This window comes from Anaeromyxobacter sp. Fw109-5 (assembly GCF_000017505.1).
Lineage (GTDB): Bacteria > Myxococcota > Myxococcia > Myxococcales > Anaeromyxobacteraceae > Anaeromyxobacter.
Genome location: NC_009675.1, coordinates 3721981 through 3742763 on the forward strand (window position 1 = coordinate 3721981; position 20783 = coordinate 3742763).

The 20783-nt window shown below is 73.0% G+C and carries 19 protein-coding genes and 1 pseudogene; 12 read left to right on the forward strand and 8 right to left on the reverse strand.

The features are described from left to right. Positions 1-8: 8 nt before the first annotated feature. The 7 genes from ANAE109_RS16305 (at position 9) to ANAE109_RS16335 (ending at position 8961) form a co-directional block, all read left to right on the forward strand. Positions 9-1547 (forward strand): ABC transporter ATP-binding protein, encoded by a 1539-nt coding sequence (locus ANAE109_RS16305; protein ID WP_012097986.1) that lies wholly within the window; start codon positions 9-11, stop codon positions 1545-1547. Beyond that, a complete protein-coding gene (locus tag ANAE109_RS16310; RefSeq protein WP_012097987.1) occupies positions 1544-2632 on the forward strand; it encodes an ABC transporter permease in 1089 nt (362 codons plus the stop codon). The genes ANAE109_RS16305 and ANAE109_RS16310 overlap by 4 nt, the downstream gene beginning before the upstream one ends. After that, positions 2629-3549, forward strand: coding sequence for an ABC transporter permease (locus ANAE109_RS16315; RefSeq protein ID WP_012097988.1), 921 nt, complete (start codon positions 2629-2631; stop codon positions 3547-3549). The genes ANAE109_RS16310 and ANAE109_RS16315 overlap by 4 nt, the downstream gene beginning before the upstream one ends. A 55-nt stretch (positions 3550-3604) precedes the next feature. Further along, positions 3605-4735, forward strand: a complete 1131-nt coding sequence (locus tag ANAE109_RS16320) for a BMP family ABC transporter substrate-binding protein (protein ID WP_012097989.1) — start codon at positions 3605-3607, stop codon at positions 4733-4735. Between the two features lie 317 nt (positions 4736-5052). Further along, positions 5053-5364, forward strand: coding sequence for a hypothetical protein (locus ANAE109_RS16325; protein ID WP_143827995.1), 312 nt, complete (start codon positions 5053-5055; stop codon positions 5362-5364). 9 nt (positions 5365-5373) lie between these two features. Then, complete coding sequence (locus tag ANAE109_RS16330; RefSeq protein ID WP_012097991.1) at positions 5374-6654, forward strand: NAD(P)/FAD-dependent oxidoreductase; 1281 nt, start codon at positions 5374-5376, stop codon at positions 6652-6654. A gap of 387 nt (positions 6655-7041) precedes the next feature. Further along, on the forward strand, positions 7042-8961 hold the full coding sequence (locus ANAE109_RS16335; RefSeq protein ID WP_012097992.1) for a patatin-like phospholipase family protein: 1920 nt from the start codon (positions 7042-7044) through the stop codon (positions 8959-8961). 102 nt (positions 8962-9063) lie between these two features. Here ANAE109_RS16335 and ANAE109_RS16340 read toward each other — a convergent pair whose 3' ends face one another. Both ANAE109_RS16340 and ANAE109_RS16345 read right to left on the reverse strand, forming a co-directional pair. Continuing rightward, entirely contained in the window at positions 9064-9366 is a 303-nt protein-coding gene (locus ANAE109_RS16340) for a PRC-barrel domain-containing protein (RefSeq protein ID WP_012097993.1), read from the reverse strand. Between the two features lie 479 nt (positions 9367-9845). Continuing rightward, positions 9846-10928, reverse strand: a complete 1083-nt coding sequence (locus ANAE109_RS16345) for an AI-2E family transporter (protein WP_041448429.1) — start codon at positions 10926-10928, stop codon at positions 9846-9848. A 345-nt stretch (positions 10929-11273) separates the two neighbouring features. Here ANAE109_RS16345 and ANAE109_RS16350 point away from each other — a divergent pair, with 345 nt between their 5' ends. After that, the gene (locus ANAE109_RS16350; RefSeq protein WP_012097995.1) at positions 11274-12878 is read left to right on the forward strand and encodes a B12-binding domain-containing radical SAM protein; all 1605 of its coding nucleotides are present in this window, start codon (positions 11274-11276) and stop codon (positions 12876-12878) included. A 58-nt stretch (positions 12879-12936) separates the two neighbouring features. On the opposite strand, the gene ANAE109_RS16355 is transcribed toward ANAE109_RS16350, so the two are convergent. Both ANAE109_RS16355 and ANAE109_RS16360 read right to left on the reverse strand, forming a co-directional pair. Further along, positions 12937-13155 (reverse strand): hypothetical protein, encoded by a 219-nt coding sequence (locus ANAE109_RS16355; RefSeq protein WP_012097996.1) that lies wholly within the window; start codon positions 13153-13155, stop codon positions 12937-12939. 107 nt (positions 13156-13262) lie between these two features. Next, positions 13263-13457, reverse strand: coding sequence for a hypothetical protein (locus ANAE109_RS16360; protein WP_012097997.1), 195 nt, complete (start codon positions 13455-13457; stop codon positions 13263-13265). 114 nt (positions 13458-13571) lie between these two features. Between ANAE109_RS16360 and ANAE109_RS16365 the strand changes: the two genes are divergently transcribed. From ANAE109_RS16365 to ANAE109_RS25845, 3 genes and pseudogenes are all read left to right on the forward strand, one after another. Beyond that, a complete protein-coding gene (locus ANAE109_RS16365; RefSeq protein ID WP_143827996.1) occupies positions 13572-14021 on the forward strand; it encodes a hypothetical protein in 450 nt (149 codons plus the stop codon). 98 nt (positions 14022-14119) lie between these two features. Then, positions 14120-14422 carry an AtpZ/AtpI family protein gene (locus ANAE109_RS26170; protein ID WP_085938864.1) on the forward strand — a complete coding sequence of 101 codons (303 nt, stop codon included), beginning with the start codon at positions 14120-14122 and terminating at the stop codon, positions 14420-14422. Between the two features lie 106 nt (positions 14423-14528). Further along, positions 14529-14930 (forward strand): annotated as a pseudogene (locus ANAE109_RS25845) (lipocalin family protein); the annotation flags it as partial. On the opposite strand, the gene ANAE109_RS16380 reads toward ANAE109_RS25845, so the two are convergent. Next, a complete protein-coding gene (locus ANAE109_RS16380; protein ID WP_234945160.1) occupies positions 14873-16072 on the reverse strand; it encodes an acyl-CoA desaturase in 1200 nt (399 codons plus the stop codon). The pseudogene ANAE109_RS25845 and the gene ANAE109_RS16380 overlap by 58 nt on opposite strands. A gap of 6 nt (positions 16073-16078) precedes the next feature. Here ANAE109_RS16380 and ANAE109_RS16385 point away from each other — a divergent pair, with 6 nt between their 5' ends. Then, positions 16079-17371, forward strand: a complete 1293-nt coding sequence (locus ANAE109_RS16385; RefSeq protein ID WP_234945161.1) for a sensor histidine kinase KdpD — start codon at positions 16079-16081, stop codon at positions 17369-17371. Positions 17372-17470: 99 nt separating this feature from the next. Here ANAE109_RS16385 and ANAE109_RS25355 read toward each other — a convergent pair whose 3' ends face one another. The 3 genes from ANAE109_RS25355 to ANAE109_RS16395 form a co-directional block, all read right to left on the reverse strand. Further along, positions 17471-17638 carry a hypothetical protein gene (locus ANAE109_RS25355; protein WP_012098002.1) on the reverse strand — a complete coding sequence of 56 codons (168 nt, stop codon included), beginning with the start codon at positions 17636-17638 and terminating at the stop codon, positions 17471-17473. A 58-nt stretch (positions 17639-17696) separates the two neighbouring features. Then, the gene (locus ANAE109_RS16390; protein ID WP_012098003.1) at positions 17697-18887 is read right to left on the reverse strand and encodes a triacylglycerol lipase; all 1191 of its coding nucleotides are present in this window, start codon (positions 18885-18887) and stop codon (positions 17697-17699) included. A 100-nt stretch (positions 18888-18987) separates the two neighbouring features. Next, positions 18988-20649, reverse strand: a complete 1662-nt coding sequence (locus ANAE109_RS16395) for a sigma-54-dependent Fis family transcriptional regulator (RefSeq protein ID WP_012098004.1) — start codon at positions 20647-20649, stop codon at positions 18988-18990. Between the last annotated feature and the right edge of the window lie 134 nt (positions 20650-20783).

Here is a 20783-nt window from a genome sequence, read left to right on the forward strand (position 1 = left end):
CGCCGGCAGTGAGCGCACCGCGCCTCGAGCTCCGTCAGGTCACGAAGCGCTATGGGGACGTCGTCGCCAACGACGACGTCGCCCTCTCCGTCGCGCCCGGGGAGATCCATGCGATCCTGGGCGAGAACGGCGCCGGCAAGTCGACGCTCATGAAGATCGTCTACGGCGCGGTCGCGCCGGACGCCGGCGAGCTCTTCTGGGACGGCGCGCCGGCCGCGATCCGAAACCCGCACGACGCGCGCGCCCTCGGCATCGCGATGGTGTTCCAGCACTTCTCGCTGTTCGACTCGCTGACCGTGGCCGAGAACGTCTGGCTCGGCCTGTCCCGCGCGGTGAGCCTGCGGGAGGTGATCGACGGGATTCGCGAGAAGGGGGCCGAGTACGGCCTCGACCTCGATCCCCACCGGCCGGTGCACGTGCTGTCCGTCGGCGAGCGCCAGCGCGTCGAGATCGTCCGGGCGCTCCTCGCCAACCCCCGGCTCCTGATCCTCGACGAGCCGACCGCGGTGCTCACGCCCCAGGCCGCCGAGAGGCTGTTCGAGACCCTGCGCAAGCTCGCCGCGACGGGGTGCTCCATCCTCTACATCAGCCACAAGCTCCACGAGATCCTGGCGCTGTGCCACCAGTGCACGGTCCTGCGCGGCGGCCGCGTCGTGGCGAGCTGCGATCCCTCGCGGGAGAGCACCGCCAGCCTCTCGCGCATGATGATCGGCGCCGAGCCGCCGCGGCTCGAGCGGCGCCCCGCGCAGCCCGGCGCGCTCGCGCTCTCGACGCGAGGGCTCGCCCTCGAGAGCCACGATCGGTTCGGGGTCGAGCTCGAGGACGTCTCGCTCGACGTCCACGCGGGCGAGATCGTCGGCATCGCCGGGGTGTCCGGGAACGGGCAGCAGGAGCTGCTCGCCGCGCTCTCCGGCGAGGACCCGCGCGCCGACGCCGGCGCGATCCAGCTCTTCGGGCAGCCCATCGGGCGGCTGGGCGCGGCCGCTCGCCGGCGGCGCGGCCTGCACTTCGTCCCCGAGGAGCGGCTCGGCCGGGGGGCGGTGCCGTCCCTCTCGCTGGCGAACAACATGCTGCTGACGCGCAAGGAGGCGCTGCGCGCGTTCGGCTGGATCGATCGTGCCGCGCTCCGCGACCAGGCGTCCGGAGTGCTCCGGCGGTACTGGGTGAAGGCCTCCGGGCCGGGCGCCGCGGCCCGGAGCCTCTCCGGCGGCAACCTCCAGAAGTACATCGTCGGGCGAGAGCTCGACGCCCTCCCGAAGGTGCTCGTCGTGGCGCAGCCGACCTGGGGCGTCGACGTCGGCGCGGCGTCGCAGATCCGGGCCGAGCTCGTCGCGCTCCGCGACGCGGGGTGCGCCGTGCTGGTCGTCTCCGAGGAGCTCGAGGAGCTGTTCGCGCTCGCCGATCGTCTCCACGTCATCGCGAAGGGGCGCCTCTCGCCGTCGCTCCCGACGGCCGCGGCCACCGTGGAGCAGATCGGGGAGTGGATGAGCGGGCTGTGGGACGGCGGCCCCGCGCGGACGGCCGCGCTCGCCGGAGACTCCCGATGATCCGCCTCGACGTCCGCCCGGTCCCCTCGCTCGCGATGAGCGTCCTGTCTCCCATCATCGCCCTCGCCGTGACCGTGGCCGCGGGCGGGGTGCTCTTCCTCGCGCTCGGCAAGGACCCGGTGCGCGTGCTCTCGATGTTCCTCGTAGAGCCCTTCAACGGCGTGCGCGCGCTCACCGAGCTGGGGCTGAAGTGCACCCCGCTCGTGCTGTGCGCGCTCGGCCTCGGGCTCTGCTTCCGCTCGAACGTGTGGAACATCGGCGCCGAGGGGCAGTTCCTGATGGGAGCGATCTCCGGCGGCGGGCTGGCGCTGTGGGTCACGACCGCCTCGGCGGCGCTCTCGCAGTGGGCGTTCTTCCCCCTGGTGGTGGTGGCGGGGGCCGCGGGCGGCGCGGCGTGGGCCGCGATCGTGGCCCTCCTGCGGGACCGCTTCAACGCCAACGAGATCCTCGTCAGCCTGATGCTCGTCTACGTCGCGGACCTCCTCCTCTCCTGGCTCGTGTTCGGGCCGTGGAAGGACCCGCACGGCTTCAACTTCCCGCAGACGGTGCAGTTCGCCGCGGCGACCGAGATCCCGCGCTTCGTGCGCGGCATGCGGCTGCACTGGGGGTTCGCGTTCGCGCTCGTCGCGGCCGTCCTCATGTGGCTGTTCATGTTCCGGACGCACCGCGGCATCCAGCTCCAGATCGGCGGCCCCGCCCCGGCGGCGGCGCGGTACGCGGGCTTCTCGTCCCGCGCGGCGGTCTGGACGACGCTCCTCGTCTCGGGCGCGCTCGCGGGGATCGCCGGCGCGTTCGAGGTCGCCGGCCCGATGGGCCAGCTCACGCCGCACGTCGCGAGCGGCTACGGGTTCACCGCGATCATCGTCGCGTTCGTGGGCCGCCTCCACCCGCTCGGCGCGGTGCTCGGGAGCGTCGTGCTCTCCGCGTTCGTGATCGGCGGGCAGCTCGCGCAGTCGCGGGTCGGCCTGCCCGCGTCGCTGAGCGGCGTGTTCCAGGGGATGCTGCTCCTCGCCCTGCTCGGCTGCGACACGCTCATCCACCACCGTCCGCGGCTCGCCGGGTGGACCTGGAGGGCCGCGCCGTGAACGAGGTCGCCCTGCTCGTCGCCGCGACGCTCGCCGCCGGCACGCCCCTCGCCATCGCGGGGCTCGGCCTCCTCCTCAACGAGCGCGCCGGCGTGCTGAACCTCGGCGCCGAGGGCATGCTGCTCATCTCCGCGGTCGCCGGCTTCGCGGCGACGTACCACGGCGGGAGCGAGTGGCTGGGCTTCGCGGCAGGCGCGGCCGCGGGCGCCGCCGTGGCGGCCGTCTTCGGCTGGCTCGTCGTGTGGCTCAACACGAACCAGTACGCGACCGGCCTCGCGGTGAGCCTCTTCGGCTCGGGGTTCTCCGCGTTCGTCGGGATCGACTACGTCGGCAAGCAGCTCGGCGAGCAGCCCGCCCACGCGGTGCCGGTCCTCGCCGGCCTGCCGTTCCTCGGCCCGGCGCTCTTCCGCCAGCACCCGGTGGTCTACGCGGCGATCGGCCTCGTCGCGGCCGCGGCCGTCCTGCTGTACCGGACGCGCGCGGGGCTCGTGCTGCGGGCCGTCGGCGAGTCGCCGCAGTCCGCGCACGCGCTCGGGTACGGCGTGCGCCGGATCCGGCTCGCGGCCGTCGTGACGGGCGGCGCGCTCTGCGGCGTCGCGGGGGCGTTCCTCTCCGTGGTCTACACGCCGCTCTGGGTCGAGGGCATGGTGGCCGGGCGCGGCTGGATCGCGCTCGCGCTGACGGTGTTCGCGACGTGGCGGCCGGGCCGGATCCTCCTCGGCGCCTACCTGTTCGGCGGGGTGACCATGCTCCAGCTCCACCTGCAGGCGCAGGGCGTCCAGATGCCGAGCCAGTTCATGGCGATGCTGCCCTACGTCGCCACCGTGGTCGTCCTCGTCCTGATCTCCCGGAATCCGCTCTGGATCCGGCTCAACATGCCCGCCTCGCTCGGGAAGCCGTTCTTCCCGGGCGCCTGACCCGCGGCACGGAGCGCCTCACCGCAGTCAACCACCGCACCTGAGAGGGGAACCCATGACCCGTTCGTTCACCCGCAAGCTCGCGCTCGGCGCCGCCGTCCTCGCGGCGACGCTCGCCGCCTGCGCCAAGAAGGAAGAGGCGCCGCCCGCGCCCGCCGCCGCCCCCGTGGCGAAGGCCGAGCCGCTCAAGGCCGCGTTCGTGTACGTCGGCCCGGTCGGCGACGCCGGCTGGAGCTTCTCGCACGACCTCGGCCGCCGGAACGCGCTCGCCAGGTTCGGCGACAAGGTCACCACCACCTTCGTCGAGAAGGTGCCCGAGGGCCCCGACGCCGAGCGCGTCATCCGCGACCTCGTCGCGCAGGGCAACAAGGTCGTCTTCGCCACCTCGTTCGGCTTCATGGACGCGATGGTGAAGGTCTCGAAGGACCACCCGGACGTCTACTTCGAGCACGCGACGGGCTACAAGACCGCGGAGAACCTCCGCGTCTACGAGGCGCGCTTCTACGAGGGCGCCTACCTCGCCGGCGTCGTCGCCGGCAAGATGACGAAGACGAACAGCCTCGGCTTCGTCGCGTCCTTCCCGATCCCCGAGGTGCTCCGGAACATCAACGCGTTCACGCTCGGCGCGCAGAGCGTCAACCCGAAGGTGAAGACGCGGGTGGTCTGGATCAACTCCTGGTTCGACCCGCCGAAGGAGACGGAGGCCGCGCAGTCGCTCCTGAACCAGGGCGCCGACGTGCTGCTCCAGAACACGGACTCGACGGCCGTCCTCCAGGCCGCGGAGCGCAACGGCAAGTTCGCGTTCGGCTGGGACAGCGACATGAGCGCGTTCGCGCCGAAGGCGCACCTCGGCTCGGTCGCGCTGAACTGGACCGTCTACTACGAGAAGTCGTTCGCCGAGATCCTCGAGAAGCGCTGGAAGACCGAGGTCACGAAGTGGGGCGTGAAGGAGGGCATGCTCGACTTCGTGAAGCCCGCCGCGTTCCTCCCCGAGGAGGCGAAGATGGCCCTCGAGGCCGCGCGCGACGGGCTCAAGACCGGCACGGTCGCGGTGTTCAAGGGCCCGATCGTCGACAACACGGGCAAGGAGGTCCTCGCGAAGGACGCAGTCGCCGACGACGCGTGGAAGGGCGCGATCAACTTCTACGTGAAGGGCGTCGAGGGGAAGGTTCCCTCGGGGATGTAGCCCCGGCCCATTCCGCCTGCCAACGGCCCCGTCCGGCGTCGCCGGGCGGGGCCCTTCCTTTCCGGCGAGACTTCGCGGCCGTCGGCAACGGAGCGGAGGGCTCGTATGGCGTGGCGCGCGATATCGCGGGGCGGCGCGCGGAGCCCGCGGCCGCGCCCCTGCGTCGCACGGTTGCGGTACCGAGTACCTCGGCAGGTGGACACGGGCTCGTCCTTCGACCCCGAGACGCGCGACGTAAACGGTCCTTTGCAGAGCCGGTATGGCGCAATGCCACGTCGACGCACACCGGCGCGCCGGGCTACAGCGTAGCAATGGCGGTGCGTCCCAAAGCTCGTTTGTCCGCGCACCTGGCGTTCCGGCGCGCCATCCTCGCGGACGCGGGCGAGGCGCTGTTCGCCGCGCTCCAGCTGCAGGTCGCCGGTTGCGGGCCCTGCGGGAGCCGCACCTGCACCGATCCAACGCATTTGATCGTGAGCGACCTCCGTGAGGCCTTGCGCGTCGACCGGGAGGCGCGACGTGCGGAGCGCGCCCGCGATCGGCGTCCTGCCGCCGGCGACGCCAGGCCCGCGCCGATGGCGCTCGTCCGGCTCGCGTGGCGGGTGAGCAAGCACCAGCCGCCCGAGCCGTGACCGCGAGCGATGCGCTCCCCATCGACACGCGTGCTCGTCCTCGGCGGCGGTGCGGCCGGGCTCGCGGCAGCGGCGCGGCTCTCCCGGCGCGTCGCCGTCGTGCTCATCGAGGCTCGGGAGAGGCTCGGTGGTCGCGTGGACACGCGGATCGACCCGGCGCTGGGAGTCGCGGTCGAGCGCGGCGCGGAGTTCGTCCATGGAAGGCCGGAGCGGACGCTCGCCCTGGCGCGCCGGGCCCACGCGCGACTCCGCGAGGTCCCGGACCGGCACCTGCGGCTCGTGAAGGGACGCCTGTCGGACGCGACGCGGACGTTCTCCGCTGCCCAGGAGCTCCTCGGGCTCGACGGCCGCGACGAGGAGCCGTTCGCGACCGTGCTGCGGCGCGCCCGGCGTGAGCGCCGGTTCCCGCCCGCGGCGATCGACATGGCCGGGGAGTTCGTGCGCGGGTTCTACCTCGCCGACCCGAGCCGCGCGTCGTCGCTCGCCCTGGCCGACATGACGCGCGCGCTCGACCAGGTCGGCGGAGACGTGGCGTACCGCGTCGACGGCGGCTACGCCCGGGTGCTCGCCCCGTTGAGGCGGCAGCTCGAGCGCTCCGGCGTCGACGTCCGGCTCTCGACGGTGGTGGACGAGATCCGCTGGCGCCGAGGCACCGTGGACGTCCGCGCGGCGGGCGCCGCGGGCGGGCGGCTCCCCTCCCTGAAGGGCGATCGGCTCATCGTCACGGTGCCCGTCCCCGCGCTCGGGCGATTGCGCTTCGCACCGGCACTCGCCGCGCATCGCCGGGCCGCGACCGCGCTGACGATGGGGCCGCTCGTCAAGGTGCTGCTCCGGTTCCGGCGGGCGCCGTGGGGATCGCGGCGCCTCGCGTTCCTGCACGTCCCGGGCGCTCCCGTCCCGGTCCTCTGGACGACCGCGCCGGCCCCCTCACCGGTGCTCGTCGGCTGGGCGGGTGGCCCGGACGGCCTGCGGCTCGCGGGCAAGCCGCGCACGACCATCCTCCGCGCGGCGATCGCCTCGGCGGCGCGGGGCCTGCGGAGGCGCCCGGCGGACCTGGAGGCGCAGCTCGACTCCGCGATCGTCGCCGACTGGACGAGCGATCCGTTCGCGCTCGGCGGTTACGCCGTGTTCCCGGTCGGCTCCGCGGAAGCACGGAGGGCCCTCGCGCGGAGCGTCGAAGGGACGCTGTTCTTCGCCGGGGAGGCCACCGCGGGTGGGGAGGCCGGGACGGTCGAAGGCGCGCTCCGGAGCGGCGAGCGCGCAGCGGGCGAGGTCATCGCGTCGCTCTGAGGACCACCCAGTGGATCACGGGCGACGCGGCCGCCCGCAGCGCCTCCGCGAAGGTTGGCGTCGGTCCGGGTGTGTCCCCTGTAGCCGCTCGAGCGCCGCCTGCGCGCTTTCGCGTCGAGCATGTCGACTCACCTCCTCGCGTCGGCTGACGGCACCGGCGCGATCCGCACCCAGGCGACCCGGGAGCGCACGTTCCGACCGATCGGCCCCGAAGGGAAGCGGCGCGTCCGCGTACGCCCGGCGCGCCGCTCCCCGGCGCGGGCCCATCCCGTCGCTGAAACCGGCGCCCTCCTCGTGCGTAGTGACCGTGGATCCCGCGGACCCGGCCACGTCAGGGCCCGCACGAACCTGCGTCCAGCACGCAGGAGGATGGCTCGGAGGTCCGCCGTGAGCACGCCCGTCGACATCGCCCCCGCGAACCAACCGCTCGAGACCGGCGGGCGCGGCGACCTTCTCGGCGCCCTCCGGCGAGAGCGGCTCGCCTCGAGCCTCACCGCGCTGTTCGGCTCCGAGGACGCGGCCCTCACCGAGGGTCTCCTCCGGCAGGGGCAATGGGTGACGGTTCGCGGCGGAGAGCGCCTCTTCCTCCAGGGTGAGCCGGGCGACAGCATGTACATCGTCGTCGGCGGCCGCCTGGTGGCGCTGCGCGAGGACGGCGCCGGGAGGCGCCGCGTCGTGGGCCGGATCCGGCCCGGCGAGAGTGTCGGAGAGATGGGGCTGCTCGCGGGCCAGGCGAGGTCCGCCACGGTGCAGGCGTCGCGCGACAGCGTCGTCGTCCGCATCTCGGCGGACGCGTTCCGTGAGGTCGCCGCCGAGCACCCTCGGCTGCTCGCGACCACTGCGCGCCTCGTCATCCGCCGGAGCACGGACCTCATGCACGGCGCCCCCTCGTCGGAGCGGCCGAAGAGCATCGCGATCGTTCCGCTGCGGCCGAGCGTCCGGTGCGCCGACTTCGTGGAGCGGCTCCGCAGGGCGCTGGAGCGCCGCGGGCCGACGCTGGTCGTGGACCGCGCGCGGGCCGACGCGGTGCTGGCGGCGAACGGCATCTCGCCCACGCGGGGAGACGACGCGCGCAGCCTGGTGCTGTCCCGGTGGCTCGACGAGCAGGAGCTCCGCCACGACGCGGTGCTCTACCCCACGGAGGGGATGGCCGATCCATGGACCGAGCAGTGCACCCGTCAGGCAGACGTCGTCCTCCTGCTCGCGCCGGCCGGCGAAGCGCCGGAGCTCGACGCCGACGAGCGCCGGCTCGCGCGCGGGGGCGGCGATGGACCTCGCCGCGAGCTCGTGCTCGTCCACCCTCGCGGCGCGAGCTCGCCCGACGGGACCGACCGGTGGCTCGCGCCGCGCGGCGTCGCGCGCCATCACCACGTCCGCTCGGGGAGCGACGACGACTTCCGGCGCCTCGCGCGCTACCTCGCCGGCGAGGCGGTGGGGCTCGTGCTCGGAGGCGGCGGCGCGCGCGGGTTCGCGCACCTCGGCGTCATCCGGGCGCTCCGCGAGGCGGGCATCCCGATCGACGCGGTCGGCGGCTCGAGCCAGGGCGCCATCGTGGCGGCCGCCGTCGCGATGGACTGGGACGACGAGACGATCGAGCGGGCGCACCGCGAGGGCTTCACGCGCAGCAATCCGCTCGGCGACTGGGCCCTCGTCCCGCACGTCGCGCTCGTGCGCGGCAAGCGCCTCGAGAGGGCGCTCGAGCGGTGGTTCGGCACCCGCGACGTCGCCGACACGTGGCGCTCCTTCTTCTGCACCTCGGCGAACCTCACGCGGGCGCGCGCCGAGATCCACCGGAGCGGCCCCCTCTGGAGAGCGCTCAGGGCCAGCGTCTCGCTCCCCGGCGTCCTTCCTCCCGTCGTGATGAGCGGCGACCTGCACGTCGACGGGGCCCTGCTCGACAACCTGCCCGTGGAGCCGATGCGCGAGAGCGGGGTCGGTCGCGTCGTCGCCGTCGACCTCTCGGTCAGGGACGAGGGGGGCATGATCGGCGGCGCGCTGCCTTCTACCGCCGACTTCCTCAAGGGCCGGCTCTTCACCGGAGGCGGGCACGTCGCCTCGCCGGGGATCGCCTCCATCCTCGTGAAGTCGGCGATGCTGTCGAGCACGCAGCGCGCCCGGGAGCTCGCGTCGAGCGTCGATCTCTTCCTCGAGCCGCAGCCGGCCGACATCGGCTTCCTGGAGTGGAAGGCGCTCGACCGCGGCATCGACCTCGGGTACCGCTACGCGAAGCGGGAGCTCGCGCGTCGAGACCTCCGGCGATGCGTCGAGGAGGATGCCCCCCTCGCCGCCGCGGTGGATGATGCGTGAGCGGAGGCGTCACTCTGCGCGGGCGGTCGGCGCCGCCGGACGCTCGCACGGCTCTGGACGGCGTATCGTCCCCGAGCGCCCTGCGCCTGATGCCCTCGGGAGTCAGTGGGCGGAGGCGGGCTCGCCCTCGCCGGGAAGCACGTCGCGCAGCCCCCCGACCGGAACGGAGAGCACCACGGCGTCGGCCACGGACTGGATCAGCCTGACGGGGATCTCGACGATCCCAGCGTGGAACATCGTCCGGGACGCGCCCAGCTCGTCCGCGATGTCCTTCCGCAACTTGACCCGCAACGACTCCAGGCTCCAGGTGTCGCTGTCCAGGAACAGGGCGGCGATCTCTCCGACCGCTCTCCCGTCCGAGCCGATGACCGTACGACCGCGCAGGTTCTCGTCGGAAAGACGCATACGCCGCCCCCTCTCGTGTCCGCCAATCCAATGTTAGGGCGGGAATGCGTGAACGGCCGGGTACCTCCGCGGCCAGCGCGCCTCACGCCAACCCACCGCACGTGGATCCGGCGCTAGCCCGGGCGGCCGCGAGCCGGTCCGGCGGTCTGCGGGAGCGGCAGAGCGCCCGGCGCTGCCTGACGCAAGGCGGTTCTACAGTCGACGCAGGTGGTGCCGCTCGCGTCGTCGGTCCAGGCCGTGTCCATCGGTCCCCAGGCACCGCAGCTGGGCTCTGCGTAGACGGCGGCCGATGGTGCAAAGTGAATCACGCGCATTTCATCCCCCGGGGCGCAAGGGCCCACACCGAGGGCAGTCGCGTCGTACTGGATGTCTAGCGCCGCGCCGCCGCTCGATCCGCGGTCAGGCGGGGCGCTGCGAGCCTCGGGCGGCGACGGCCTTCACCGCCTCGCCGAGGAGCTACCCACGGCCGCCGCGGGAGGTCAGGGACGGGGGACTTCGCCGGGCGGAGCCCGAGGCCCGGCGGGCGCGTCGCCCGCGTGTCTCGGGTGCCACATCCTCACGGCTGCGAGGAAGAACGCCAAGGCGAGCGGTCCGACGATGATCCCGGCCGCGCCGAACGTCGAGAGGCCGCCCAGCAGCGCGAGGAAGACCAGGGATACGTGCACGGACAGGCCTCGCCGCATGAGAACCGGCTTCAGCAGGTTGTCGACGGTGCCCACCACGCCGAGGGACCACAGGGCGAGGAGCCCGGCGGCGACGGTGTGCCCCGCTGCGAAGTGGAACGCCGCGACGGGGAGGACGACGAGGTTCGCGCCCACGAGCGGCACGAGGGCCGCCACGAAGGTCACGATCGCGAAGAACGCCGGCTGCGGGACGCCTGCCACGAGAAAACCCGCGAACGCGAGCGCCGCTTGTACCCCGGCCGTCGCGAGCGCAGAGACGACGACGGCGCCCACGGCCCCGTTGAAGGTCGCGAGCAGCTCGCGGAGCTGGCCGGGCTCGAGCGGCGTCATCTCGTCGAGCCACTCGATGAGCCGGTGCCCCTCGGCGAGCAGGAAGTAGACCGCGACCACCATCACGAGCGTGTTCACGACGAGCGTCCCGGTCGCGGAGATGAGCCCGCCGACGGCGGCGGCCCCACCGGCGCCCTCGAACGCCTCTCTCGCCCGCTCCAGCGCGAGCGGCATGTCGGCGGTCACGTCGGTCGCGATCTTGCGCAGCGGCTCCGGGAGCCGCGCCACGAGCCCGGAGACACCCTCGCTCTCCAGCGCGGCGCGCAGCCACCGCACTCCCGCAACGACCTGCCATACGAAGGCGGTGACGAGGTACGCGACCGGGCCGACGATCGCCGCGACGACCGCCGCGGAGAGCACGCCCGCCGACGCCGCTCGCCGGCCGCGGAGCGCGGCCGTCAGCCGGAGGTGCACGGGATCGAGGATCGCGGCGATCGTCGCAGCGAGCAGGATGGGCTTGGCGAATGGCGAAGCGACGTACAGGAACAGCACGAGGGCGGCGACCAGCAGCAGCAGCTGGAACCGTCGCGTCGTCGTCGGGTCGGCCATCGGCGCAGAGGAGAGCACGCCGCCCCGCCGCCTGTCGATTGCGATCCGGTGGCCGTGACGGCGGTCCTCGCGTGGATCGCGGTGTCGCCGGGCGCGCACGGGTCGTCGCCCCGAGCGTACCCGGCGGCGCGCTGCGTCACGACCGAGTGAAGCCGTCGTCGCGGGAGACTCGGACACGGAAAGGGACACCCGTCACCGGTCGAGTCACCGGGCGGCCCATCGAGAGGGTGTCACCCAGAGTCCGGGCATTGGACGAGGCACGCTTCGGCTGGCCCTTCCGGGCGGCCCCTTGCTGGAGGGCGTGGCGGTGACCGAGCCGAGACAGCGGCGGAGTATCAACGATCCGTGCGCGCCCTCCTCGTCCAAGCCCGGAGCCCGACGACCTACTGGAGCTTCGAGTCGACGCTGCCGATCATCCGGAGAGACGCCACCTACCCGCCGCTGGCGATCGCCACGGTCGCCGCGCTCTTGCCGGCCGGCTGGGAGTTGCGCCTCCGCGACCTCAACGTGGCCCCGCTCGACGACGCCGATCTGGCGTGGGCGGACGCCGTGCTCGTCTCCGGCTTGCTGGTGCAGGCGCCCTCGGTGCGGGAGGTGCTGCGCCGCGCCCGCGCGATGGGCCGGCGCACGGTGGTGGGCGGCGCCGCCGTGAGCTCCGCGCCCGAGCTCTTCGAGGAGGCGGACCACGTGTTCCTCGGCGAAGCCGAGGGGCGCCTCGATCTGCTCGTGCGCGTGCTCGAGTCGCCCGCGGGCGACTCGCCCCGCCTTCTGTCCCCTGAAGGCGACGAGCGCCCGGACCTCCGCCTCGCTCGCGTGCCGCGCTTCGATCTGCTCGAGCTCTCGCGCTACGGCAGCCACGCGCTCCAGTTCTCGCGCGGCTGCCCGTTCAGGTGCGAGTTCTGCGACATCATCGAGCTCTTCGGGCGCGTGCCGCGGGTGAAGACGCCCGAGCAGATCCTGGCCGAGCTCGATGCGCTGCTCGCGCTGGGAGCCCGCGGCACCCTGTTCTTCGTGGACGACAACTTCGTGGGCAACCGCCGCGCCGTCGCGAGCCTGCTCCCGGCGCTGCGCGCGTGGCAGGAGCGGAACGAGTTCCCCTTCGTCTTCTGCACCGAGGCGAGCGTCGACCTCGCGATGCATCCCGAGCTGGTGACCGCCATGGTCGACGCGGGCTTCGGGCAGGTCTTCCTCGGGCTGGAGACGCCCTCGCGCGCCGCGCTCGCGGAGGCGGGGAAGACGCAGAACCTGCGCATGCCGCAGGAGCGCGCCGTCGAGGAGCTGACGCGCGCCGGGCTGGAGGTGTACGCGGGCTTCATCATCGGCTTCGACAGCGATGGCCCGGACATCTTCGACCGGCAGCTCGCGTTCATCTCGAACCTCCCCATCGCGCGGGCCATGGTGAACGTGCTGATCGCGCTCCCGGGCACGCGGCTGTGGCGCCGGCTCGAACAGGAGGGACGCCTGCGCGGCGTGACGTCCGGCGACTCGTTCGAGCGTCCGAACTTCGTGCCCGCGCTGGACGAGCGGACGTTGCTCGCTGGGTACCGCCGCCTGCTCGCGTCCCTGTATTCACCGGACGCGTATCTTCGGCGTTGCGCGCTCCACCTCGAGCAGGCGCCGCTGCGGCGCGGCGCCGTCGCGCACAGCGTCGGCAACGGCTCCCTCGCGACGCTGGGTCGAGCGGTCTGGCGCCTCGGCATCCGCAGCCCTCGCAGGATGCTCTTCTGGAGGCTCGTGGCGCGCGCGCTGCGACGCGGCACTGCCGCCCTCCCGCGCGCGGTGATGTTCGCGATCGTCGGCGAGAGCCTCATCCGCTACACGGAAGAGGTCGTGCTCCCCCGCCTCGACGCCTCGCTCTCGGGGCTCGACCGCGCCCGCGCCGCCAGCCTCGTGCACCCCCGCGCCGAAGGCGGCGGCGTGATCACGGCCACCCAACCGCATAGCGTGTAGACGTGGGCGCCTGGTCCGCGCGCTGCTCGCCCGCCGGCACCTCCGCGCCGCGTTTCGCTCACCGTGCGTGAGGCCGGCGCCGGAGATCCACGAGCGCCTTGCCCGCCATGGCGAGCAGGAGCACGCTCGCCGCCGCGAGCAGGACGGCCACCGCGACGGCCGCGGCCTCCTGTGGGCCGCCCCGCGCTCCGCCCACCGTGCCTTGCAGCGCGCCGCGGACGTCGAGCAGCATCGCGCTCCCGACGAGGGCCACGGCTGCGGCCAGCGAGAACGCCATCGCGCTCCTCGTCTCCCGCGTCGGATTCCACACGACGTCCTCCTTCACGCGTGACGGGCCCGGCGACCCGGTGATCGGCCTCGCACCGCCACGTCACGTCATCTAGGTCACGCCGGCTTCTTCCGCGGCTGCGTCCGCACCCTGCGCAGCGCCTCGTCCGTGAGCGCGGTCAGCGCACCCGCCGCGGCGGTCAACGTCGTGGTCGCCACGTTGAGCAGCGTGCGCGCCAGCTCCAGGAACGCATCCCTGACGGCCTCGAGCTCGTCGAGCGCCGTCGGCTCGCGCTTCGTCCTCGTTGCCATGAGTCAGCCTCCCCCGCTCGTACATATAGCGAACGCCGGGGCGGCGGACCCGAGCGTTCAGGGCTGACACGAAGGAGCTTGCTTCCAGGGGCGCGCGCCCGCGCGCGCCCCTGAATGCAGCCGATCGAGAACGGCTGCAGGAGAACCCCGGTGTGGCCGAAGCGCCCGTCGATTCATATGATCAGCGCGGTCGCCGATCGGACGTCACGCGCGACCGACCGCCCCACCCGCGCCGAGCCATCGACTCCCCGCCTCTGGAACGCTCGCTTCGCCGGCGTCGACGAGAAGGGAGCGATGGACATGATCCGCACCGACGAATTGAGACCCCTCGTCGAAGCCTTGGACCGTCAGATGGAGCGGGCTCACGCGCGAGGAGAAGTGGCAGGCGCCGACACGACGGCGCTGCTCGGCTCGTGGGCGAAGCTCGTCGACTTCCTCGCGCTGGGGCCTCCGGCCGAGCTGCGGGCGTGCCCATTCTGCGGCGGCGTCGGCATGCGAGCCGCGACACGATGCGGCACCTGCTGGCGGCGCCTCGACCCACCCGCGGCCGTCCCGAGCGCGTGATGCCACTCCGCGCGGCCGTGGAGGGCCCACTTCGGGCCGCGGAGTCCGAGCGCGGGCTCTCGAGCGTCGCGGTTGCCTACCGGCGCGCGGAGCCCTACATGGCCGCGTCCAGCACGCTCATGGCGTCGGTGGCGGCGTTCACGGCGCTGGGTTACGCCCTCGACCGCTGGATGGGCCACACGGTGCAGTGGATGCTGGTCGCGGGCTCGGTCATCGGAATCGCGGTCGGGTTCATCGGCTTCTTCACGAGGGTGTTGCGCGCGGACGCTGCCGCGAGGCGCGAGCGTGCTTGCGCCTGTCGAGCGCCCCTGCCGCCCGCCCATCACCGGCCCGGCCGCAGAATGGGCCATCCTGAGCCCGACGATCGTCCCTGGGTAGCCTCCCGAGTCCCGGGTAGATGACGTAACGTCAGAGCGGTGAGCACCGAGGAGGGCACCGATGAACCGGCTCAGCGCGCTCGTCGTGAACCTGCTCGCGAGCGCGTGCGCGACCTCGACGACCGAGCGGATGCACCTGCCGCCGCTCGAGACCGTCCCGCACGTCGAGCTCCGGCGATACCTCGGCACCTGGTACGAGATCGCCGCCTTTCCACAGCGGTTCCAGCGCGGCTGCACCATGACGAGCGCGACGTACGCTCTGCGTGACGACGGCGACATCGAGGTCGTGAACCGGTGCCGGAAGGACTCGCCGGACGGTCCCGAGAAGGTGGCCAGGGGGCGCGCCCGCGTCGTCGATCGCACGACCAACGCTAAGCTCGAGGTGAGCTTCTTCCGGCCGTTCTGGGGCGACTACTGGATCGTCGGCCTGGGAGAGGACTACGACTTCGCCGTCGTCGGCCACCCCAGCCGCGACTACCTCTGGATCCTCTCCCGGAAGCCGGTCATGAGGCCCGAGCTGTACGAGTCCATCCTTCGCAGGCTCTCGGCCCAGGGGTATGACACCGCCCGGCTCGTACGGACCGTACACCGCGCCGCGTCCTCGTGAGGAGAATCGACATGGGCGGCAGGCTCGCACCCGGCCGGCGTATCCGGCCGCCGGCCGAGCGCGCGTAGGAACCGCCAGTGCGCCGCGATCGCCGCCCGCAGGGTCGGCTCCGAGTGGTAAGGGACCCCGTGGGCGAGGCACGTCGCCTCGACGGCCCCGGCGAGCGCCGGGTAGTGCACGTGGCACACGTCCGGCAGCAGGTGGTGCTCGACCTGGAAGTTCAGCCCGCCGATGTACCAGCCCAGGAGCCGGTTCGAGGGCGCGAAGTCCACGGTGGCCCGCACCTGGTGCTCCGCCCAGCCGGTCGCCATCCGCTGGTCGCCCGGAACGGCCGCGTGGAACCGTGCGGCGGGTACGGCGTGCGCGAGCTGGAACACCGTCGCCAGCACGATGCCGAGCACGAGCGAGCCGAGCAGGAACAGCACCGCGACCCATCCGCTGCGGAAGACCACGGCGGGCACGAGGATCGCCCAGGTGAGGAACACGGCCTTCCCGGCCACGAACGCGGCGAGCTCTCGCCCGCGCGGCCGCGGGTACGGGAGCCGCCCGATACGGCCGCGCACGAGGTCGACGACGTCGTCCACGAACCACCACTTCAGGCCGAGCACGCCGTAGAGAGGCCAGGCGTAGGCGTGCTGGTAGCGATGGAGGAAGCGCAGGCGCTGCGTCGCGGCGAGCCGCAGGAACGGCGCGCCGTCGATGTCCGCGTCCATCCCATCGATGTTGGCGTAGGTGTGGTGGTGGACGTTGTGCTTGAAGCGCCACAGGTACGAGCTCGCCCCCACGAAGTCGAGCGAGAGCCCCCACGCGCGGTTCACCCGCGCAGATCGCGCGTAGGCGCCGTGGTTCGCGTCGTGCATGACGGAGAACCCGATGCCCGCGGTGGCGAAGGCGATGGACACGGTGAGCGCCGCGGCGAGCCACGGCGACGACCCGCCGAAGACGAGCAGCAGCGCATACGACCCCGCGAACCAGCCGAGGATGGCGGCGGTCTTCGCGTGCATCGCGCGGTCGCCGGAGCGCGCGCGATCCATCGCCTCGAAGTACGCGGCGGCGCGCTGCTTCACGGCACGGTGAAGGCCGTCGTCGCGCGAGAACCGGACTCGGAAGGGGGCGCCGTCCATCCCGGGATCATGCGCGCCGCGCATCACCAGGGCGTCACCGGGAGTTCCAGATCCCTCGAGGGCCGCTCGCCACCCACGGGACAACCCTTCCTGCGCTCGCCTGCCCCGCGGCTAGAGCCCACGGAAGGCGCTAATCTTTCCGGAATGCTCCACGAGTTCCTGACGCAGCACCGCGACGCGATCATCGAGCGCGCGAGGGCGCGGGTCGCCGAGAGACGAGTGCCCCTCGCATCACCCGCCGAGCTGGCCCTGGGCGTCCCGATGTTCCTCTCGCAGCTGACGGACCTGTTGCGCGAGGAGCAGCGGGCCCCGCCGAGAGGGCCCACGGCGACCACCGACGAACGCGCGGAGGAAGCGGTCGGGGCCAGTGCCGACGAGCATGGTAACGACTTGCTTCGCGGAGGCCTGACCGTTGCACAGGTAGTGGAGGGGTACGGTGACCTCTGCCAGGCGATCACCGAGCACGCCGCTCGGACGAAGGCCGCCATCACCGTCGAGGAGTACCGTACCCTCAACCTGTGCATCGACGTGGCGACCGCGCGGGCGGTGACGGCGTTCTCCGACGCGCGCGATCGTCGCACGGAGAAGCAGGAGACCGAACGGCTGGGCATGCTCGCGCACGAGCTGCGGAACCTGCTGTCGAGCGCCATGCTGGCGTATCAGGCACTGAAGGGCGGGGCGGTGGGGATCGAGGGCAGCACGGGAGCACTCCTCGGACGCAGCTTGCGCGGCCTGCGGGACGTGATCGACCGCTCCCTGGCCGAGGTGCGCCTCGACGCCACGCTCCGGAACCCGGAGCGCGTCGTGCTGGCGCAGTTCATCGAGGAGCTCGAGGTCGGCGCCGCCCTGGACGCGAAGGAGCGGGGGCTGGAGCTGAGCGTGGCGCACGTCGACCGCGCCATCGCGGTTCATGCCGACCGCCAGCTGCTCGCTTCGGCCGTCGCGAACCTGGTGCAGAACGCGATCAAGTTCACCCGTCCAGGCGGCCGCGTCTCGCTGACCGTGCAGCAGGAGTCGGGGACGATGCTCATCCACGTCGAGGACCAGTGCGGCGGCCTGGCGGAGGGTCACGCCGAGACGATGTTCGGGCCGTTCGACAGGCGGCAGGCGAACCGGAGAGGCCTCGGGCTCGGGCTCAAGATCAGCCGGGACGCCGTGGAGGCGGACGGCGGCGAGATCCGCGTTCGTAACCTGCCCGGCAAGGGCTGTGTGTTCACGATCGCCCTGCCCGCGGCTGCCTAGCCCGGGCGCGCGCCGCTCGGTGCGCGTGCGGCCTGCGCCGGAGGCCACCCGCGGAGCCGATCGAGCGCCGCCCTGCGCGCCCTCCGCCTGTCCGAGCCCCTAGCGACCCGACCTCTTCGTCTGCCCCGCCTTCCGCCGCTGCTTGTTCACGGTGCGGGCCGCGATCTCCTTCGCGCGGCGCGGGCTCTTGCCGCGGGCCCTCGCGGACTGCTTGATGTGCTCGTACTGGCGCTTGCGCTTCGAGCTCTTCACTCCCCTCGGGGGCATGGGACGCCCTCCTTTCGTTCCGAAGGAAAGCTAGTCACCGTGTCAGGGCTGCACTCGATCACGAAGACAGCCATGACCGCAGCACCGCGTGGAGCTCGGGCCGGGAGAGCATCGCGACGTGGCTCATGCCGAAGCCCAGCCATGTGTCGGTGAAGGCGAGCGTCAGCCTCGGGTTGCGGTGGCGGCCGAGCGCGCTGTCGACCGGAACGAGCCCATCGCTCGACAACCGGCCTCCCGGCCGAGGCGTCCGGGTCCCCGCGATCGCGTAGCACCGGACGCCTTCGGGCAGCTTCAGCTCGCGGCGAACGTCGCCTCCAGGCGCGAAGCGTCCGCGGGCGTCGCGGTGCTCGTCGAGCACGTTGCCGAAGCGCAGGTCCGTCACGCCGGCGCTGCGGAGCTTCCCGAGGCGTGCGAGCGGTGCGCTGTACCGGCTGACCTCGAGGAGCACGTCGATCCAGTGCCCGCCGCGCTCGAGCGGTGCGCCGTGGTGCGGCGAGGCGATGCAGACGAGCTTCCGCAGCGTGCGGCGCCAGGCGTGACCCTCGGCCTCGCCGACGTAGCACGCGCTCCTGGCCACCAGGCCGCCCATGCTGTGCCCGACGATCGCGAGCTCGTCGACGGGTGCGGGCCACGCGCCGGCGAGCCGCTCGAGCAGCGCCGCGAGGGCGCGTCCGTTCGTCGCGACGTGCAGGCCGGTGTTGTAGTGGAGGTGGACCGGCGTGAACCCGAGCTCGCGCGCGAGCGCGGCGAGCTGGTCGGGCCCTGGCAGGCTCCACTGGCGATCGTGACGGCAGGAGCCGTGCGCGAGGACGAGCAGCTTGCGGCTGGCATCCGGATACGCCGCTCGCAGCGCCGCTCGCTCGAGCTCGAGCGCCCGGCCGTCGCGGCGAAGGCGCATCTCGATGGCGAGGGGGTTCCCGCTCTCCTCGAGGTGGTCGCCGAGGACGCCGTTCAGCACCGCCAGGACCGTGTCGTGCTCTCGCTCCGGTATGCCAGGCATCGAGGCCAGCCGGGCGAGCGCGAGGTCGAGCGTGGCGCCGACCATCCGCGTCACGCCGCGGACGCTCGCGTAGACGGGGGCCGAGAGGACCCGCGTCGGCGCAAGGAGCGGTCGGCCGAGGATGGCCGGCCCGCCGCCCACGACGTGCTGCATCGCCTCGACCAGATCGACGACGCGCGTGATCGCCTCGATGGCGAGCCGGCTCGCGCCGCGGAGCTGTTCGACCGTGTTGCGCGGGCGCTTCGTCACGTGGTCACGTGAGCTCACCTTCGCACGGGATGATCGTCCACGGGGGACCAGGACGAGGGGATTCGTCTCGGCGCGCGCTGGACGAGGAGCGGAGCAGCCGCTAGGTCCGCCCCTCGGGAGCCGCGCTGGCGGCGGCGGTGGGCGCCGCGTAGCTCTTGAGCTTGCGCTTGAGCGTCGCGAGGCCGATCCCGAGGTCGGCGGCGGCGCGGGTCCGGTTGCCGCCTGCGCTCTCGACCGCGGCGAGGATGTACTCGCGCTCGACCTCCTCGAGCGGCCGCGTGGTGCCGGTCGGCCGCGGGCGGGGCATGGCGACGCGGAGCTCCTCGGGCAGGTCCTCGACGTCGATCCGGTTCCCCGCCGCGAGGGCGACCGCGCGCTCGATCGCGTTCTGGACCTCGCGCACGTTGCCGGGCCACTCGTACCGGACGAGCTGGTCTGCGGCGCGGGGCGTGAAGCCCGTGAGCTTCCGCCCCATGCGCTTCGCCGTCTCGGCGAGGAAGACCCTGGCGAGCGGAAGGATGTCGTCGGGGCGCTCGCGCAGGGCGGGGACCCGCAGCTCGATCACGCGCAGCCGGTAGTAGAGGTCCTTCCGGAATCGGCCGGCCGCGACCTCGTCGGTGAGGTTGCGGTTGGTCGCCGCGACGACCCGGACGTCGACGGGTCGGGAGCGGCTCTCTCCGACGCGCCGGACCTCCTTCTCCTGGAGGGCGCGGAGCAGCTTCACCTGCATGCCCGCCGAGACCTCGCCGATCTCGTCCAGGAACAGGGTGCCCCCGCTCGCGGCCTCGAACATCCCAGCGCGCTCGCGGTCGGCGCCCGTGAACGCGCCGCGCGCGTGGCCGAAGAGCTCGCTCTCGAGCAGCGTCTCCACCACGGCGCCGCAGTTCACCGCCACGAACGGGCGCGACGCCCGCGGCGACTCCTCGTGGATGAGCCGCGCGATCCGCTCCTTGCCCACCCCGCTCTCGCCGGTGATGAGCGCGGTCGACTCGACCTTCGCGACCCGCTGCGCGAGGTCGAGGACCCGCCGCATCGCCTCGCTGCGCACGACGAGCCCCTTCCGCTCCTCGGCCCCGGGCGCGGCCCGCGCCAGCTCCTGACGGCGCGCGCGGAGGCGCCGCTCCGCGGTCCGCAGCGCCGCGGTCACGCCCTCGAGCGCGGAGTCGAGCTGGGCCTTGTCGTAGAAGGACAGGTGGGCCTCGATGCTCGGCCCCCAATCTTCCCTGAAGCGCCCTACGAGGTGGCAAACCGGATCGCCCTTCCCCCGGCAGCGATCCTCGACGCAGTAGACCTCGCGCTCGTTCGCGAGCGAGAGGTACCCGCTCGCGAACCCGGCCAGCGTCCAGCAGACCGGCTCGTCCGCCTGTCCGAGGTGCAGGAGGTGCTGCTCCGCCTCGTACGACTCGTGCCAGATCGCCTCGGCGAACGGCGCGGGCTCGGTCGCCGAGGGCGCGGGCGGCTGCTCGATGACGACGAGGCCCTGGAGCATGTGGAGCCGGCCTCCGGCGATCCGCCACTCGCTCTCGCTCGCCCAGGGGAACCCGTTGCGGAGGTTCTCCGCCATGCGCCGGCCGTGGGCGTAGCCGAAGCGCGTGAGGATCCCTCGCGCCGCCGTCAGGCCCAGGTCGTCGATGAGCTCCCTGCGGAGGATCCCGAGGGCCACCGCGTCGAACAGCAGCACGCGCTCGCCACCGAAGCGGATGACCCCTCCGCCCGGCTCGAAGGAGAGCAGCTCCCGCAGGTCGAGGTCGGTCGCGCGCACGGCAGGCTCCTGATCGAAGTGAGCTGCACTGGCTCATAACGAGCTGGCCTGGGACGCGCACGCGCCCCTCCGGCCCAGTGATCTCGGGCGCTTGCGTCTCCGCGGCGCCTGGCGCGCCCGCTGCAGTTCCGACC

Excerpts from the sequence above, each read along its gene's own strand:
- ANAE109_RS16330 (WP_012097991.1), top strand. The coding sequence starts at position 5,374 with ATGCGCTCCCCATCGACACGCGTGCTCGTCCTCGGCGGCGGTGCGGCC.
- ANAE109_RS16340 (WP_012097993.1), bottom strand. The coding sequence starts at position 9,366 with ATGCGTCTTTCCGACGAGAACCTGCGCGGTCGTACGGTCATCGGCTCG.
- ANAE109_RS16355 (WP_012097996.1), bottom strand. The coding sequence starts at position 13,155 with ATGGCGTTCTCGCTGGCCGCAGCCGTGGCCCTCGTCGGGAGCGCGATG.
- ANAE109_RS16360 (WP_012097997.1), bottom strand. The coding sequence starts at position 13,457 with ATGGCAACGAGGACGAAGCGCGAGCCGACGGCGCTCGACGAGCTCGAG.
- ANAE109_RS16365 (WP_143827996.1), top strand. The coding sequence starts at position 13,572 with ATGCAGCCGATCGAGAACGGCTGCAGGAGAACCCCGGTGTGGCCGAAG.
- ANAE109_RS26170 (WP_085938864.1), top strand. The coding sequence starts at position 14,120 with ATGGCCGCGTCCAGCACGCTCATGGCGTCGGTGGCGGCGTTCACGGCG.
- ANAE109_RS16345 (WP_041448429.1), bottom strand. The coding sequence starts at position 10,928 with ATGGCCGACCCGACGACGACGCGACGGTTCCAGCTGCTGCTGCTGGTC.
- ANAE109_RS16320 (WP_012097989.1), top strand. The coding sequence starts at position 3,605 with ATGACCCGTTCGTTCACCCGCAAGCTCGCGCTCGGCGCCGCCGTCCTC.
- ANAE109_RS25355 (WP_012098002.1), bottom strand. The coding sequence starts at position 17,638 with ATGCCCCCGAGGGGAGTGAAGAGCTCGAAGCGCAAGCGCCAGTACGAG.
- ANAE109_RS16310 (WP_012097987.1), top strand. The coding sequence starts at position 1,544 with ATGATCCGCCTCGACGTCCGCCCGGTCCCCTCGCTCGCGATGAGCGTC.